A 14,501-nucleotide genomic window follows, 5' to 3' on the forward strand; every position below is an offset into this window, starting at 1 on the left:
GGTGTGCTGGCGGCGCACTCCTCGGGCATCGTGATGTTCGACGTCCCGCCGCCGTACGACGGCGTAGACCCGCCGGTACGGCGGCGCCGCGAGCGGACGGACGGCCAGGTCGGGCCGCAGCGCCGGCACGAGCAGCCGGGGCGCCAGCATGACGCCGTGCCCGGCGGCGACGAACGCCTGTTTGCCCAGCCAGCTTCCGCACTCGATGTCGATACGCGGCGTGAACCCCGCCTGCGCGCAGGCCAGGGCGAGCACGGAGGCGGCGCCGTCGTAGTCCTCGACCCAGACCTCGTCGCGCAGGTCGGCGAGTTCGACGACGTCCTGCCCGGCCCGGACATGGGCGGCGGGCAGGACGCACACCAGGGGATCGTCGAGCAGGTGGGTCACGTCCAGTTCGGGCCGCGCCGGGATGCCGGGCGGGTAGTCGGTGACGACGGCGACGTCGAGTTCCCCGTCGAGGAGGGACGGCAGCAGGCGCGGGGTGAACCCCTCGGTGAAGGTGACGCGGACGTGCGGCGCCTCGGCACGGAACTCGGTGAGCGCCTGCGGGAGCAGCCGGGCCGCCGCACTCGGGACCGCGCCGACCCGCAGCGTGGTGACGGGCCGCCCGCGCGAGGCCGCGACGTCCTGCTCGGCCCGCTCGACCCGGCGCAGGATCACGGCCGCGTGCTGGAGCAGCGCCGTACCCGCCGGGGTGGGGCGCACGCCTCGGGCGTGGCGGTCGAGCAGCGGTGTGCCGAACCGGGTCTCCAGCACGGCGACCTGGCGTGAGACCGCCGACTGCGTGTAGCCGAGGGCCTGCGCGGCGGCGCTGATCGAGCCCCTGCGGCACACCTCCTGGAACGAGGTCAGCGCGGTGATGTCCACGACAGGTAACCCTAGCCCACATATTCCGGAAAGGCATGGCTGATCTGCGACATATGCGCTTGTGGGATGAGTCGGCGGCCGGGAGGATCTCCCGCGTGAACCTCACCCACATCGCCGCACCGGACGGCGTCGCCCCAGGCTCCGGATACACCCACGTCGTCGTCGGTACGGGCACCCTCGTCGCCCTGTCGGGGCAGGTCGCGCTCGACGCCGACGGCCACGTCGTCGGCGCCGGTGACCCCGAGGCGCAGGCCAGGCAGACCTTCGGCAACCTGCGCCGCTGCCTGGCGGCGGCCGGCGCGACCTTCGACGACGTCGTCAAGTTCACCTACTACGTGACCGACGTCGCCCACCTGCCCGCCGTGCGTACCGTGCGGGACGAGCACGTCGACACCAAGCGCCCGCCCGCCAGCACGGCGGTCCAGGTGGCCGCCCTGTTCCACCCGGACCTGCTGCTGGAGGTGGAGGCGCTGGCGCTGCTCCCGGCGGCGGGCCGATGAAGATCGCGGTGTGCGGGCTGGGCCGGATGGGCACCGCGTTCGCGGAGGTCCTCGCCGCCGACGGGCACGAGCTCACCGGATGGAACCGGACCGCCAGGCAGATCCCCGGCGTACGGCCCACCGGGACACCCGCCCAGGCGGCGGCCGAGGCGGATGCCGTGGTCGTCATGGTCTTCGACGGCCCGGCGGCCGAGGCCGTGCTCCTCGGCCCGGACGGGGTAACGACCGGCGCCCGCCGGGGCACTCTCGTCGTCAACACCACGACCCTCTCCCCCGACGAGTCCCGCCGCCTGGCCGGCGCGGTGATCGCCGAAGGGCTGCGGTATGTGGAGGCTCCGGTGATCGGCTCGGTTCCCGCCGTCCGGGCCAGGGCGCTGACCACCCTGGTCGGCGGTACGCCGGAGGCCGCCCGCGCCGCCGAGCCGGTGCTGCGGTCCTGGTCGCAGGCGGGAGCCGTCCGGCACGTGGGCCCGGTCGGCGCCGCGACCGGGCTGAAACTGGTCGCCAACCTGGGCCTCGGCCTGGCGCTGGCCGCGCTGCACGAGGTCGTCGGGCTGGGTGCCGGATTCGGGCTGGCCCGGGAGGAGGTGCTCGACGTGGTCCAGGGCGGCGTGTTCGGCCGCCTGGTGGAGGGCAAACGTGCCCGCCTGTCCCAGGACTCCTACGGCGAGGCGGACTTCACGCTCGACGGGATGGTGAAGGACATGACGCTGGCGACGTCGGCCACCGACGCGCGCCTGCCGGTGGCGGAGGCGGCGGCGCGACTGATCGAGCGGGTCGCGCGACGCGACGGCGGCCTGGACGTCGCGGTGATGGGCGCAAGCCATACGGTCTAGACCGATATGTGAGAAAGAGTGCGCAGTTTTCGTGAAATTCGCGCACATTCCTATCTGGCCGCGAAGCCGCGTGGATATCCATAGGGAGTCGCTTTCGACCGACTGGCGCACCCGGTTCCACGGAACTGAGAGCGTTCGACCTCACCGAAGGGAACTTCCATGGGGAAGATTCTCCGCGCCGCTCTCATCTCCGCCGCTCTGGCCGGTAGCTCCGCCCTCGCGGGACCCGCCACAGCAGCCGCTGCCGATCAGGCAAGCGTCGACAACTACACCGTGTGCTACAAGGATTCCGACTGCAACATGGGCTACTCCGTGGGAACCCTCAGCTGGTCGCGGAACCCCTTGGACCCCACTGCAAGTTCGGTTGATGTGGATGGGCAGGTGATCAACCGCACACCCAGTGACTACTCCACCACCGTCGTCTTCGAGGGAACCCAGTGCGGGACGCCGAAGAACTACAGCGTGGACTAGAGCCTGTACGGAGTTGAAATCACAGGGATTGCCTGCGGCATGGTCGGCACTCCTGGTAGGCCATCGGGGCATGGCACGTGGAGACCTCGCCGACGAGGAGTGGTCTTTGATCGAGCCTCACTTGCCGTTGGGTGAGCGGGGTTCGATCCCGGATCTGCGGCAGTGGTTCAACGCGGTGATGTGGCGGTTTCGTACGGGCAGTCCGTGGCGGGACCTGCCCAGCGAGTACGGGCCCTGGTCCACCGCTTACGGCCGGTTCCGGTCCTGGGCGCTGAACGGCGTGTTCGAGCTGCTGATGCAGGCGATGTTCGCCGAGGTCGCGGCTCGGGGGCAGGCGGATCTCGACCTGGTCGGTGTGGATTCCACCACGGCCCGTGTCCACCGGCATGGCGCCGGGATGGTCGTGGGCGGCGAACCGGCCGCAGCGCTGTACGAGGCCGCGGAACGGGAAGAGGGGCTACGTCAAAGGGGCAGAACGCCCGTGACGGCGACCTCGGCCAGGACGAAGACGGGCGTGGGGGCGGCGGCGGGGACGGGCGAAGGCGGATGCGCCGTCGGTGCCGGTTCCGGCTGAAGGCGGCCAAGCTGGGCCGTTCGCGGGGCGGGTTGAGCAGCAAGGTGCGCCTGTCGGCCGACCGGCGATGTCGTCCGTTGTCTTTCGTCCTGACCGCCGGTCAGGTCGGCGGCAGCCCGCAGTTTCGCGCTGTGCTGGAGCGCGTCAAGATCCGCCTGCCTGTGGGTCGCCCGCGGACCGGGCCGGGCGTGGTGGCCGCCGACGTGGCGTACTCCTCCCGCGGCAACCGTGCCTACCTGCGCCGGCGCCGGGTCAAGGCGGTCATCCCGGAGAAGGCCGACCAGGCGGCCAACCGCAAGAGGCGCGGCTCCTCGCCGAGCGCCGTGCGGATCCTGACCTGCCGGCTGCGCGCTGGCTGATCACCCACTATCACCCGCGAAGAAGGCGGCCGCTTTTTTCAGGAAGATCAACTTCTCCCGCAGCTCGGCGTTCTCCCGCTCCAGCTCCCTGATCCGGGCCCGCTCCGGCCCGGAGAGCGCCTGCCGCCCGTCCTGAGCGCTCGCGATCCGATACCGGGCCACCCAGCTGCCCAGGGTGCTGGCGTTGATGTCGAACTCGCGTGCCACCGCTGCGACCGTCCGCTCGCCCTCCAGCACCATGCGGACGGCTTCTTCCTTGAACTCCGGCGAGAACCGCCTGCGACGCCTCGTCACGTACCTACCTCTTCCAGACTTCTGTCAGCTTATGTAGCCGACTGTCCGGAATCTGCTGGGCACCTCAGATGCCGCTTGTGTGCTGCTCGGATTTGTGAGCGATGACTTCTCCGGCGACGTGCGCGCCTGGATTATCAGTCACGGACGTGCAGCGGTGGATCGGATCGCGACCGACCTGGATGCCCTGGTCGAGCTGGCCCACGATGTTGACTCCGTCAACGCCGGCGAGGAGTTTGGAGTGCTCGTCTGGGAGATGTGGGAGCGGCTGACGGGTGACTGTGGCGGCGAGTCCCGGAGCACCGGTGTGGGAGCGGGCAGGTAGGGGATGATGTTGCGCCAGGCGCGCTCGATGTATTCCTCCTTCTCGCCGACCGGGGCGACATAGCGCAGCGCGCTTTCGGCGGCGTCGTTGCCCTCGAGACGGGCGATGATCCAGGCGGCGAGATAATGCGAGGCCAGGCAGCCGCCGGCGGTGGCGATGTTGTCCTTGGCGTAGAAGGGCTGATTGAGCACCTCGACGCCGGCGGCGACGACCCAGGGCTTGGTGATCAGGTCGGTGCAGGCGGGGATGTCGTTGAGCAGGCCGAGCTTGGCCAGCACGAGCGCGCCGGAGCACTGTGCCGCGATGAGCTGGCGCGAGGGGTCCAGTCCGCGCAGGATGTTCATGATCGCCGCGTCTTCGACGACCTCGCGGGTGGCGATGCCACTGCCGACAATGACGGCGTCAGCGGCGCACACCTCCTCAAGAGTGGACATCTGTTCGATGATCACCCCGTTCATCGACGTCACCCTGGGGCCGGGGGTGGCGATGGTGACGCGCCAGTCGTCGGTCTTGATGCGGTTGAGCACACCGAGCGCGATCAGGGAGTCGAGCTCGTTGTAGCCCTTGAAGGTGAGGATGGCGATGTGCACGGCGGCTGTCCTTCCGCGTGGGTGGGTCCTCACGCTAAGGACCCGCGAACAGGACAGTCAAAGAATTGTCATGCATACAATCCGGTGCATGGCAGCCTCGCGATACAAAACGCTGGTCGACGCGCTCGCAGCCGACATCCGGACCGGGCGGCTCGCCGCAGGCGTGCGGCTGCCGACACACCGCGGGCTTGCCGCCCGCGAGGGCATCGCCGTGGTGACCGCGACCCGGGTGTACGCCGAGCTCGAAACCATGGGCCTGGTGAGCCGGGAACAAGGCCGCGGCACGTTCGTGCGTGACATCGCGGTTCCCGCCGGTCACGGCATCGATCAGCAGATCGTCGCCACGGGTGCGGTCGACCTCGGCTTCAACTATCCCTCGCTGCCCGGGCAAGCTGATCTCCTTCGACAGGCCCTGCGGGAGGTGGCCACCTCTGGTGATCTCGACTCGCTGCTGCGCTACCAACCACATCGAGGGCGTCCCCAGGACAGAGCCTCGATCGCACGGCACCTGGGGCGTCGAGGAATCACCACAGAGGCGGATCAGATCCTCATCGTCAACGGTGCGCAGCACGGCCTGGCCATCACCGTCATGGCCGCGCTCAACGCCGGCGACGTCGTCGCGGTCGACGCACTCACCTACCCAGGTTTCAAGGTGCTCGCGCATGCCTTTCATCTCGACCTGGAGCCCATACCCGCGACCACCAACGGGCCGAACCTCGATGCCCTCGAAAAGCTGTGCGCGACCCGCCCTGTGCGCGCGATCTACACCATGCCCACCTTGCACAACCCTCTGGGCTGGGTCATGTCGGCAATCGACCGAACCCGCCTGATCAAGATCGCTCGACAGCACGGTCCGCTCATCATCGAAGACGCCTCCTACGCCTACCTGGCCGAGGACCCTCCACCGCCTCTGGCCGCAGCCGCCCCCGACATCACCGTCTACGTCTCGGGATTGTCCAAGAGCATCGCCACCGGCCTCCGGGTCGGCTTCGTCGTCGCCCCGCCATCGGCGGTGCCCTCGCTCGAACGCGCGATCCGGGCGACCACCTGGAACACCCCCGCCCTCACCACCGCGATCGCCTGCCGCTGGCTCGACGACGGCACCGTGGACCACTTGGAAGCGCAGAAACGGGACGACGCCAAGACCCGCCAAGCACTCGCCAGACAAGAGCTGGCAGGCCTACCACTGATCAGCCACCCCTCGTCCTACTTCACCTGGCTGCCGCTGCCCGACGACGCACGTGCCGATCGCCTGACCGCCACCCTCGCGCGTCAGCACATCTCGGTAACCACGGCCGAGCCGTTCACCACCTCGATGCACACACCACAGGCGCTCCGCCTCGCTCTGGGCTCCACCGATCTGGACAGTCTCCAGTCGACGCTGCGTACAGTGCGACGAGTCGCTATCGAGGACGCCTACGCATGAACTCCCCTCGACCAGCCGATTCCTGCACCGCCGCATACGAAAGATCGTGGCTTCGAAGACATCGGCGTGGCCGGCGCCGTGGCCATCGAAGCGGTGGGCGACGGGGCCATGGTCGTCGACGTCAACATGATCGCTGCCACGCCGGACCCGGAATTCCTCGCCGAGATCAGCACCGACGCCGTGGTCTGGCACGTCTCCTGGCACACGGCGCCGAGCCGCCGCATGGTCCACGAAGTGAACGGCCGCGCCCTCGCCGCGATCCGGCCCGAGTTGGACACCCTCGCCGCCACTCGGGACGCCCCCTGGCCGACGACCGAGGAGACAGCCCTGGCCCTCATCGAAGACCGCACCGGCGTACACCTGAACGTGGAGTTGTCCGACCGGTCCCACTGCGCGGTCAAGGTCGACTACTGAGCCCCATCCTGCGTCCGTTGCCGTACTTCAGACAGACAAGCACGTACGTGTCAGAGGCAGCAGCAGCTCCGGCCGAATGAGCTACCAGCAGATCGCCTGACCTCATCGGTAGGGGCCGCGCTACTGGGACCCCTTCCACAGCGACAGCCGGATCTCGTACGCCGTCCGGATCGGCCCGGGTTCGTGCCGGTGAGCAGCCGCCGCCCCTCCTCCTCGTCCGGGTTCTCCACGATCAGTCTGCGGACGCGCCGGCACCGGCACCGCTGTGGGCGGTGGTGTGGGCGGTGGTGTGGGTCCGGGAGGGCGGGTAGCCGTGGACGCGTTCGCGCTCCAGGCGCCGCCGCTGCCTGCTGGTGAGCAACGACGTGAGCACCGCGTCGTCGGAACGGGGCTCGAAGCGGTACGGGCGCAGGTCGAGGAGGTTGGCCGAATCCCGGCGCAGGCGAACGCGGGCGTAGTCGTCATCCGGGCGGAGGCCGACCGGCCTCGTACCGCCGCCGGGTTCAGGCGTGACCCGCAGGCCGTCTCGCCGGTCGAGCAGAAGACCGAGGAACTCGCGGGGTGTGCCGCTGTTCTGCCACGCGAACTGGATCTCGTACTCATCGACCCGCGGGTTGAACCACAGCTCGTGCCCGGCCAGGGCGCGCAGATCCCCGGGATGCGGCGCAGCACGTCCGAAGCCAGCGCTGTGCCGGTAGAGGTGACCGCCGGCCCCGTACTTCCAGAGCCGCGCCATGGTGAACGCCCTCTCAGCCGGATGCCATCGCAGAGAGTGGGAGTCCCAGAGGAAGACGACGCCGTCGTTCCGGTACTCCCGGGCGATCAGGACGGCCTTCTCCCACAGGCCCGGCTCGGCGAGAGGGATGTCGATCCTCACGGGCAGCCCCGGCACGGACAGGACCGCGGTGCGGCCCTCGATCCGGTGACGCAGCCCGGGCACCCCGTCGATCTCCCCGTACCCGTCGCGGGTCACGCGCGAGAGCTCCTCCACCGCGATCGTCGGCATCAGCTGGGCGACGACATCGGGCAAGAACGCCGTCGGGACGCCGAGGGCGATACCGCCCGGTGACGGATCGACCCAGGCGACACCGAAGCCTGGAATGTCGCGGCTCCAGCACCTGCTGAAGTTCGGCGGCCGGGCCATTGACACGTATTCATGGATTCCCCTGGCTCTCGTGCTGACCTCCCTTGCGGAGGTCAACGGGAGGACGCCCGAGGGATGCTTAGGTCCAATGCTCCGAACTGAGAGGATGGCGTGAGCGGGGCGCGCTGCACGCACGGGCGTCGCGGCGGGCGACGTCGGGGCCGCGGTCGTAGCGGCCGTCGCCGCCTCGGGTGGTCACGAAGGATCACCCGATCGGCGGAGAGCGGTCCGGAGACGACGAAGGCCCGCCAGGGGTGGCGGGCCGTCTCTCTCAGTTGATCACGGGATCGCGTTCGCGCAGGTGAGATGTCAACCGGTGGCTGGATTCACCCGCCCTGCGATGAGGAACGGGTTCAGGCGCGTTCCCAGGTGAACCGCTGGTTGTCGCCGCCGTTGCAGACGTGCTGGATCATGTGGGTGTTGTCGTCGTTGCTGGCGTGGAAGACCGTGACGCAGCGACCGGCGTAGCGCGTTTGGGGGTTGATCTCGAAGAATTCTCCGGTGCCGCCGGGCCTGCTGATCGTCATGACCTCGTTGAACCAGCGGGGATAGTCCGAGCTGGTCGAGCACCGATACTGGATGATTTTCGCGTAGTCGGAGGAGTCGTTGCCTTCGACGTTGAAGCACTTGCCGGTGAAGGTGCGGATGACCGTTCCTATCGCTCCCGTGGAGATGGTGAGTTTCTCGTGTTCGGCGCCGGTGCAGGTGCTTTGAACGATGCGGGCGCCCTCGTAGGTGTTCCCGTGTTGCACGGAAAGGCATTTGCCGTTCTGCTTGACCTTGATCCGGATCGGTGTGTTCCAGGGTGGGGAGGCGGCGTTGGCGTTCGCTTCGGCCGGTGTGGCGCCGGTGATGACCGTCGCGCCCAGGATGACCGCCAGCAGGCCGCCCAGCAGCTGTCGTAGCACGTGCGTTGCCCCTCTCGAAACAGGCGATGATCTCGTCTTGTTATAGCTCCAATACGAAGAGTGAACGGCTTGCTGGAAGGCGCACGTCAGTCGAACGATCGGCCACATCATCATCACTATGACGGAGAGTATCTTTCCGAATCCCCTGGGTTAACGATCAGGTGCAGCATCACCCGAGATCGAAAGGACCCAGAATCATGCGAGCCCGCTGGCCCAGACAACTGACCGCCATCGCCGCCCCCACGGCCACCGCCGTCGTCCTGCTCTCCATCCTCGCGGTCACAGCACCACCACCCAGCGCCGCGATCACCTCCGCAGGTCAGCAGCAGACCGCCCTGCCGGGCGACGATCCCCGCCTGGCCGGCACCTTCACCGTCGCCGCCGTCCATTCCGGCAAATGCATCCAGCCATGGCCCGGCAAGGAGACTCTGGAGGGCGAGTGGCTCGTCCAGATGCCCTGCAACGGCAGCGCAGCCCAGCGCCACCTGATCCGACCGCTCGGCAACAACCGATACCAACTCGTCACCGAAAGCGGCTACTGCTGGAACGTCAAAGGCGGAATCGTCCACTTGTACAACCCGATCCTCCAGTGGCGCTGCGGCCCTTACAGCAACGATCAGTTCGTATTCAATCCGGTCGAGCCGGACGGCTTCGAGATTCTCACTCGCGACGGCGTGCAGCACGTGTGCAACGAGATGTACTGCGGCCTGATGCGAATCGGCCTCCACGTCTTCGGGGCCGGTACCGAGGACAGGACCAGGCTCGTCCTGGACGAGCGTTACGGTCCGGAGCAACAGAGTACGAACAACCTCTTCCGCTTCACCCGAGTGTCCTAGGACCTGTCTTCAAATGATCACAGCCAGAGGAGAATCGAGGCGATCGTGACCGTGGCCGCGTAAGAGGACGCGGTCTTGTCGTAGCGGGTGGCCAGGCCACGGAACTGCTTGAGCCGGTTGAAGCAGCGCTCGACCACGTTGCGAACTCGGTCCGGCCGCCAGCGCGGCACAGCCGTCCCTGTACCTCCGCAATCGGCCGGTGATCCGGACCAGATACGCGCGGGGATCCTCCACAATGTCGAGGGCGACATTCACCCACCGCATCCAAGTCTCCTGCAGGACGTTCTCGGCATCGGCCGCCGTGCCGAGCATCTCGTAGGCGACGGTGAACAACAGGTTCCGGTGGGCGACGAAGGCCTCGGTGGCGCCATCCACGCCGGTGCCGCCATCGGATGGCTTGGTCGCTTCCACAGTCCGGTCGCCGCGCTCGGTCATCGGCGGCTCCCTCCATTGTGGATTTTTCGGTATCCCAACCAGATGCCGACCCCGCGCTTCTCGTGACGCCCACCAGCAGTGACATAGGTCACACCGCCGGAGCTGTCACGCCGCACCGGCCACCGGCATCTCCTTGCCGACTTCGCCCGACGACGACTTCCGAGGAGCACACCATGACCGCCCGTTTGAGCCTGTTCGCGAACCCCGACGGTACCGCGGCCAGGGCCGCCGGCCACTTCGGCACGGCGAGCAAGACGATCCTGGCCGAATCGAGCCTGCCAGCCACGACCCAGAAGCTGGTGCTGCTGCGGACCAGCCAGATCAACGGCGACGGCTACGCCACCGACGTGTGGAGCAAGAACGCCGCGGCCGCCGGAGACAGCGCCACCCGCATCAACCTGGTCGCCGCCTGGCGCGAGTCCACGGTGTTCACCGACGCCGAACGCGCCGCCCTGGCCCTCGCCGAGCAGGGCACCCGCATCGCCGACGCGGCCGGCGGCGTGAGCGACGAGGCCTGGACCGCCGCCGCCGAGCACTACGACGCCGACCAGCTGGCCGACCTGGTGGTCCTCATCGCCCTGATCAACGCCACCAACCGGATGGGCGTCATCGTCCGCAAACCCGGCGGCGACTACCAGCCCGGCGATCTCGGCTGACCGGTACCCGCGAACAACAAGCCTCCTGCCCTCGGCCGCGCGAGCAATACGCGCGGCACCCCCGACCCACGAGTAAGGACGCAGACCATGGAACCCCGCTTCGACCTGATGAACAACAATCTCGGCGCCAAGATCGCCAAGCGGATCTACAACGTCGCCCTGGCGATCGTCGACTCGCCGCTGCCTCAGGCCACCCAGAACCTGGTGATGCTGCGCGCCAGCCAGGGGTCTTTCCCCTTGAACGTAGACACCTTGGAGACTGGATCTTGAGGTCCAGGGGAAGAGATGTCCCTGATGGTGATGAAGAACTACCTGCCCGAGTTCAAGGCCGACGCGGTGGCGCTGGTGCTGTCGAGGCCGGATCGGACGATCACGTCGATCGCGCGGGATCTGGGGGTCAGCCGCGAGACGCTGCGGGTGTGGGTACGCGCCGCGCAGGCTCGGGGTGAGGGCGGGCCACGAGCGGCCGGCGGGGTCGGGACCGGCAAGGACACACCGGCCGGGCCCGTACCCTCGGACGACGTGCTGGAAGAGGAGAACAAGCAGCTCAAGGCGCGGATCCGGGAACTGGAGCAAGAGCGAGACATTCTGCGTAAGGCGGCCAGGCTTTTCGCGAACGAGACAAACTGGTGAACCGCTTCCAGTTTGTTGAGGATCACAAGGCGCTCTACGGAGTGAAGCGGTTGTGTCGGGTGCTGCAGGTGTCACGCTCGGGCTTCTACCGGTGGCTGAAGGGCTCCGCGGCGCGGCTGGCCCGCCGCCAGGCCGACGCGCGGTTGGCCGAGCGAGTACGGCGGATCCATGCCGAGCATGACGGCACCTACGGCTCGCCCCGGGTGACGGTCGAGTTGCGCGGCCGGGATCGTGGTCAACCCCAAGCGGGTGGAACGGGTGATGCGCGAGCACGGCATCGCCGGGCTGCATCTGCGCAAGAAGGTCCGCACCACCATCCCGGAACCGGACGCGGCACCGGTGCCTGACCTGCTCCAGCGCGACTTCACTGCCGAGCGGCCGAACACCCGCTACGTCGGCGACATCACCTATCTGCCCGTCAGTGGTGGCCGGTTCCTCTCTTTGGCCACCGTCGTGGATCTGTATTCGCGTCGGCTGGTCGGCTGGTCGATCGCCGATCACATGCGCACCGAACTCGTCGTCGACGCGCTGCAGGCAGCGGCGCACACCCGGGGCGGCCGCCTGGACGGCGCCATCTTTCACAGCGACAACGGGGCGCAGTACTGCTCTCGGGAGTTCGCGCGGGCCTGCCGCCGGCTCGGCGTCACCCGCTCGCGCGCAGCGGTCGGCACCAGTGCCGAGGTGAGTCGGCGGCGGGAATCCCACCCACCGCCGCTCTCAGAACCGTGCGTAACAGTCTCCCGTTACACGGCTCCCATTGTCGAACCAGTAGGCAAGGCGCCATGCCGCCAGTGGGCGAACATGCCGGGATAGACCGAGGCGATCTCGGCGAGCTTCCGGCGGACCTTATGAGATGACCGCCGGTACCGAAGCGTTGATGTCGGCCGAGGCCGACGGCCTGTGCGGCGCCGGCTACGGCGAGCGCAGCGACGAGCGGACCAACCGGCGCAACGGCTACCGCACCCGCGACGGGGACACCCGCGCGGGATCGATCGAGCTGGCCATCCCCAAGCTCAGGTCGGGCTCCTACTTCCCGGACTGGCTGCTGGAACGCCGCCGCCGGGCCGAGCAGGCACTGATCAGCGTCGTGGCCACCGGCTACCTGCTCGGCGTCTCGACCCGGCGCGTCGACAGGCTCGTCGAGCAGCTGGGCATCAAGCACATCTCCAAAAGCCAGGTCTCGCAGATGGCCAAGACGCTGGACGAGCAGGTCGAAGCCTTCCGCACCCGGGTGCTGGACGCCGGCCCGTACACGTTCGTGTGGCTGGACGCCTTGACGCAGAAGGTGCGTGAGGGCGGCCGGATCGTCAACGTGCACGTGCTGGTGGCCACCGCCGTGAACGCCGACGGCCGGCGGGAGATCCTCGGCCTGGACGTCACCAGCGCCGAGGACGGCGCGTGGATGACGGGCAGGTCCATCTCATCGAGGGCGGCGCGGATGTCGCCGTCGGGGATCTCGGCGATGGAGCGGATCTTCAGCCAGACTTCGCGCAGCACGATCGCCGCCGTGTCGAGGTCTTTGAGGGTGCGCATCCGCTCTTTGCCGGCTTTGAACGCCGAGGTACGCAGCAGGTCTCCGACGGCCAGGTCGAACACCTCGATCGCCTCGTCGGCCGACTGGGGTCCATGGTCGCGGCGAAGGCCACCAGGGTGGCGAGTTTGCGGTCGCTGGCCAGGTCGGCGACGGCCTGGGCGCGGGCGGCGTGGGCGAAACGGGCCAGGGCGGCGATCTTGCCGGGTGGTACCGCGCTCAGGTCTCAACCGGCCGCCCCCAGATCGCGGAGTTCCACGTGCCGCTCCAGGGCCTTGACCAGGCCGGTGCCGCTGACGTCGGTGGGCTTTTGCACAGCCGGTCCAGGCGGGACACGCGCCGGCCTTCCTCGACCTTGACCAGGCTTTCCAGCACGACGGCCTGGTTGGGGCTGGGGGCGGCGGCCAGCAGCGCATACTGGCGGCCGGCGACGCGCTCGCGCAGCGCGGCGATCAGCCGCTCCACGGTGGTGACGCCGGGCAGCAGGATCTTGGCCTCCACCAGGCGGTGGGTGGCCAGGTCGAACAACACGATCGGCCGCTCGCTGGTGGTCCAGGCGCGTTTGTAGAGCCAGCAGGCCAGCGCGAACCATTGCTCGCCCTCGAATGCGGTGTAGCCGTAGGTGGTGCGGATCTGCTCCTGGTGATCCCAGCGCGCCTCCTTCTCGCCGTACCCCTTCAGATCCGCTGCGTCGAGGCCGAGTTGCTCGGCGATGTAGTCGACCACCGCGGCGGGCACGTCCTCAGGATCGTCCAGGAAGCAGTTCAAGAACCGTGCTGTGCCCAGTTGCAGGGACCAGCCGAGCTGGTTGCGGGCGCCGTTGGCGGCCATCGCCCTGCGCCGGTCGTCGACGTCGAGATGGAAGAAGGCACCCAGCTGGGCGATGTCGGGCACGGCGTTGAAGACGCCGTAGCGGCTGCGCTGTTCGGGGGTGAGGAAACTGACCGGCACGAGGGGAGGCCTCCAGGCGTGCGAGGGCCCCACCTGTCGTAGCGCGGGGGCGCCCTCGGATATCAGCTACGGTCAGGTCAGATGATCGACACGACCGATTACGGGCTGAATTGTGCCAGTCTCACTCCGGCCATGATCACCAGTTCCGCTTCGGGCGTCGAAGCGCAGCGGGACGAAACGTACGCGAAGCCTGCTCCCTCTACGACGGCGAGTGGCCGCACGAACGCCGTGATACGAGGTTCCGCCCCGGTCAGCAGCAGTACTGCAGGTAGGCCTGGAGCTCGGCGAGCGTGGCGGCGGTGGTCTGCTTGTCGGATCGATAGAGCACGGTCTTGCCGTCCTTGCGCGAGGTGAGGATGCCGCCGCGGCGGAGTTCGGCCAATTGTTCGCTGGCGCGGGGCTGGGCCAGGCCGGTGGCCTCGGCGACCTGGCCGACGGTGAGTTCGGCGCCGTGGGCGAACAGCAGCATGACGCGCTGGCGGGTGGGGCTGGCCAGGGCTTTGAGGAAGGCGTGCACGGCCGGGCCGAGCTCGGCCGCCTCCTGCCCGTCCCGCCCCGGACCGGTGCCGTCGGCCGGGCAGCAGGACGCGCCGCTCGCCTTCGGGCTGGGGGCGTCCTGAGTGGCGCTCTGCTGTGTCATGCTCCTCCTCTTCCGGTCGGATCCCTCATCATATCGCTCCTTTGACATATCTGAAATTAGCGATATATGTTCCGGGGTCATGACCTCACTTACCGAACCCATCGTGATCGTCGG

At 68.4% G+C, this 14,501-nt stretch carries 17 protein-coding genes and 5 pseudogenes; 13 read left to right on the top strand and 9 right to left on the bottom strand.

Features of this window, described 5'->3' with window-relative positions:
* The coding region (locus tag ABD120_RS17200; RefSeq protein WP_343950913.1) for a LysR family transcriptional regulator at positions 1-867 on the bottom strand (867 nt) is incomplete at its 3' end.
* Between the two features lie 95 nt (positions 868-962).
* On the opposite strand from ABD120_RS17200, the gene ABD120_RS17205 reads away from it, so the two are divergent.
* The 5 genes from ABD120_RS17205 (at position 963) to ABD120_RS17225 (ending at position 3,607) form a co-directional block, all read left to right on the top strand.
* Complete coding sequence (locus ABD120_RS17205) at positions 963-1,367, top strand: RidA family protein (RefSeq protein ID WP_343950914.1); 405 nt, start codon at positions 963-965, stop codon at positions 1,365-1,367.
* The gene (locus ABD120_RS17210; RefSeq protein WP_343950915.1) at positions 1,364-2,203 is read left to right on the top strand and encodes an NAD(P)-dependent oxidoreductase; all 840 of its coding nucleotides are present in this window, start codon (positions 1,364-1,366) and stop codon (positions 2,201-2,203) included. The genes ABD120_RS17205 and ABD120_RS17210 overlap by 4 nt, the downstream gene beginning before the upstream one ends.
* Before the next feature lie 159 nt (positions 2,204-2,362).
* Positions 2,363-2,674: a hypothetical protein gene (locus tag ABD120_RS17215; RefSeq protein ID WP_343950916.1), complete on the top strand. Its 312-nt coding sequence runs from the start codon at positions 2,363-2,365 to the stop codon at positions 2,672-2,674.
* Between the two features lie 70 nt (positions 2,675-2,744).
* Positions 2,745-3,248, top strand: coding sequence for a transposase (locus tag ABD120_RS17220; protein WP_343950917.1), 504 nt, complete (start codon positions 2,745-2,747; stop codon positions 3,246-3,248).
* A gap of 32 nt (positions 3,249-3,280) precedes the next feature.
* Positions 3,281-3,607 carry a transposase gene (locus ABD120_RS17225; protein WP_343950918.1) on the top strand — a complete coding sequence of 109 codons (327 nt, stop codon included), beginning with the start codon at positions 3,281-3,283 and terminating at the stop codon, positions 3,605-3,607.
* Here ABD120_RS17225 and ABD120_RS17230 read toward each other — a convergent pair whose 3' ends face one another.
* A complete protein-coding gene (locus ABD120_RS17230) occupies positions 3,608-3,901 on the bottom strand; it encodes a transposase (RefSeq protein ID WP_343950919.1) in 294 nt (97 codons plus the stop codon).
* A 118-nt stretch (positions 3,902-4,019) separates the two neighbouring features.
* Here ABD120_RS17230 and ABD120_RS39795 point away from each other — a divergent pair, with 118 nt between their 5' ends.
* Positions 4,020-4,223 carry a DUF4240 domain-containing protein gene (locus tag ABD120_RS39795; protein ID WP_425563991.1) on the top strand — a complete coding sequence of 68 codons (204 nt, stop codon included), beginning with the start codon at positions 4,020-4,022 and terminating at the stop codon, positions 4,221-4,223.
* Between the two features lie 125 nt (positions 4,224-4,348).
* Here the strand turns inward: ABD120_RS39795 and ABD120_RS39800 are convergent.
* Positions 4,349-4,846: pseudogene (locus tag ABD120_RS39800) on the bottom strand (DJ-1/PfpI family protein); the annotation flags it as partial.
* Between the two features lie 55 nt (positions 4,847-4,901).
* Between ABD120_RS39800 and ABD120_RS17240 the strand changes: the two are divergent.
* Together ABD120_RS17240 and ABD120_RS17245 are read left to right on the top strand one after the other, a co-directional pair.
* The gene (locus tag ABD120_RS17240; RefSeq protein ID WP_343950921.1) at positions 4,902-6,239 is read left to right on the top strand and encodes an aminotransferase-like domain-containing protein; all 1,338 of its coding nucleotides are present in this window, start codon (positions 4,902-4,904) and stop codon (positions 6,237-6,239) included.
* 66 nt (positions 6,240-6,305) lie between these two features.
* The gene (locus ABD120_RS17245; RefSeq protein ID WP_343950922.1) at positions 6,306-6,653 is read left to right on the top strand and encodes a hypothetical protein; all 348 of its coding nucleotides are present in this window, start codon (positions 6,306-6,308) and stop codon (positions 6,651-6,653) included.
* A gap of 232 nt (positions 6,654-6,885) precedes the next feature.
* Here the strand turns inward: ABD120_RS17245 and ABD120_RS17250 are convergent, their stop codons facing one another.
* Positions 6,886-7,797 carry a hypothetical protein gene (locus ABD120_RS17250; RefSeq protein ID WP_343950923.1) on the bottom strand — a complete coding sequence of 304 codons (912 nt, stop codon included), beginning with the start codon at positions 7,795-7,797 and terminating at the stop codon, positions 6,886-6,888.
* 353 nt (positions 7,798-8,150) lie between these two features.
* On the bottom strand, positions 8,151-8,705 hold the full coding sequence (locus ABD120_RS17255; RefSeq protein WP_343950924.1) for an RICIN domain-containing protein: 555 nt from the start codon (positions 8,703-8,705) through the stop codon (positions 8,151-8,153).
* A gap of 197 nt (positions 8,706-8,902) precedes the next feature.
* Here ABD120_RS17255 and ABD120_RS17260 point away from each other — a divergent pair, with 197 nt between their 5' ends.
* Positions 8,903-9,541 carry an RICIN domain-containing protein gene (locus tag ABD120_RS17260; RefSeq protein WP_343950925.1) on the top strand — a complete coding sequence of 213 codons (639 nt, stop codon included), beginning with the start codon at positions 8,903-8,905 and terminating at the stop codon, positions 9,539-9,541.
* Between the two features lie 17 nt (positions 9,542-9,558).
* Here ABD120_RS17260 and ABD120_RS17265 read toward each other — a convergent pair.
* Together ABD120_RS17265 and ABD120_RS17270 are read right to left on the bottom strand one after the other, a co-directional pair.
* Positions 9,559-9,687 (bottom strand): annotated as a pseudogene (locus ABD120_RS17265) (IS5/IS1182 family transposase); the annotation flags it as partial.
* A gap of 58 nt (positions 9,688-9,745) precedes the next feature.
* Positions 9,746-9,976 (bottom strand): annotated as a pseudogene (locus tag ABD120_RS17270) (sigma factor); the annotation flags it as partial.
* A 173-nt stretch (positions 9,977-10,149) separates the two neighbouring features.
* Here ABD120_RS17270 and ABD120_RS17275 point away from each other — a divergent pair.
* The 4 genes and pseudogenes from ABD120_RS17275 to ABD120_RS17290 form a co-directional block, all read left to right on the top strand.
* Positions 10,150-10,632, top strand: a complete 483-nt coding sequence (locus ABD120_RS17275) for a carboxymuconolactone decarboxylase family protein (RefSeq protein ID WP_343950926.1) — start codon at positions 10,150-10,152, stop codon at positions 10,630-10,632.
* Positions 10,633-10,719: 87 nt separating this feature from the next.
* Complete coding sequence (locus ABD120_RS17280; protein WP_343950927.1) at positions 10,720-10,902, top strand: hypothetical protein; 183 nt, start codon at positions 10,720-10,722, stop codon at positions 10,900-10,902.
* Positions 10,903-10,926: 24 nt separating this feature from the next.
* Positions 10,927-11,946: pseudogene (locus ABD120_RS17285) on the top strand (IS3 family transposase); the annotation flags it as partial.
* 190 nt (positions 11,947-12,136) lie between these two features.
* Positions 12,137-12,668, top strand: a pseudogene (locus ABD120_RS17290) (IS256 family transposase); the annotation flags it as partial.
* A gap of 347 nt (positions 12,669-13,015) precedes the next feature.
* Here the strand turns inward: ABD120_RS17290 and ABD120_RS17295 are convergent.
* On the bottom strand, positions 13,016-13,747 hold the full coding sequence (locus tag ABD120_RS17295; protein WP_343950928.1) for a DUF4158 domain-containing protein: 732 nt from the start codon (positions 13,745-13,747) through the stop codon (positions 13,016-13,018).
* A gap of 250 nt (positions 13,748-13,997) precedes the next feature.
* Positions 13,998-14,387, bottom strand: a complete 390-nt coding sequence (locus tag ABD120_RS17300) for an ArsR/SmtB family transcription factor (RefSeq protein WP_343950929.1) — start codon at positions 14,385-14,387, stop codon at positions 13,998-14,000.
* Between the last annotated feature and the right edge of the window lie 114 nt (positions 14,388-14,501).

The organism is Nonomuraea longicatena, assembly GCF_039525605.1.
GTDB classification, from domain to species: Bacteria; Actinomycetota; Actinomycetes; order Streptosporangiales; family Streptosporangiaceae; genus Nonomuraea; species Nonomuraea longicatena.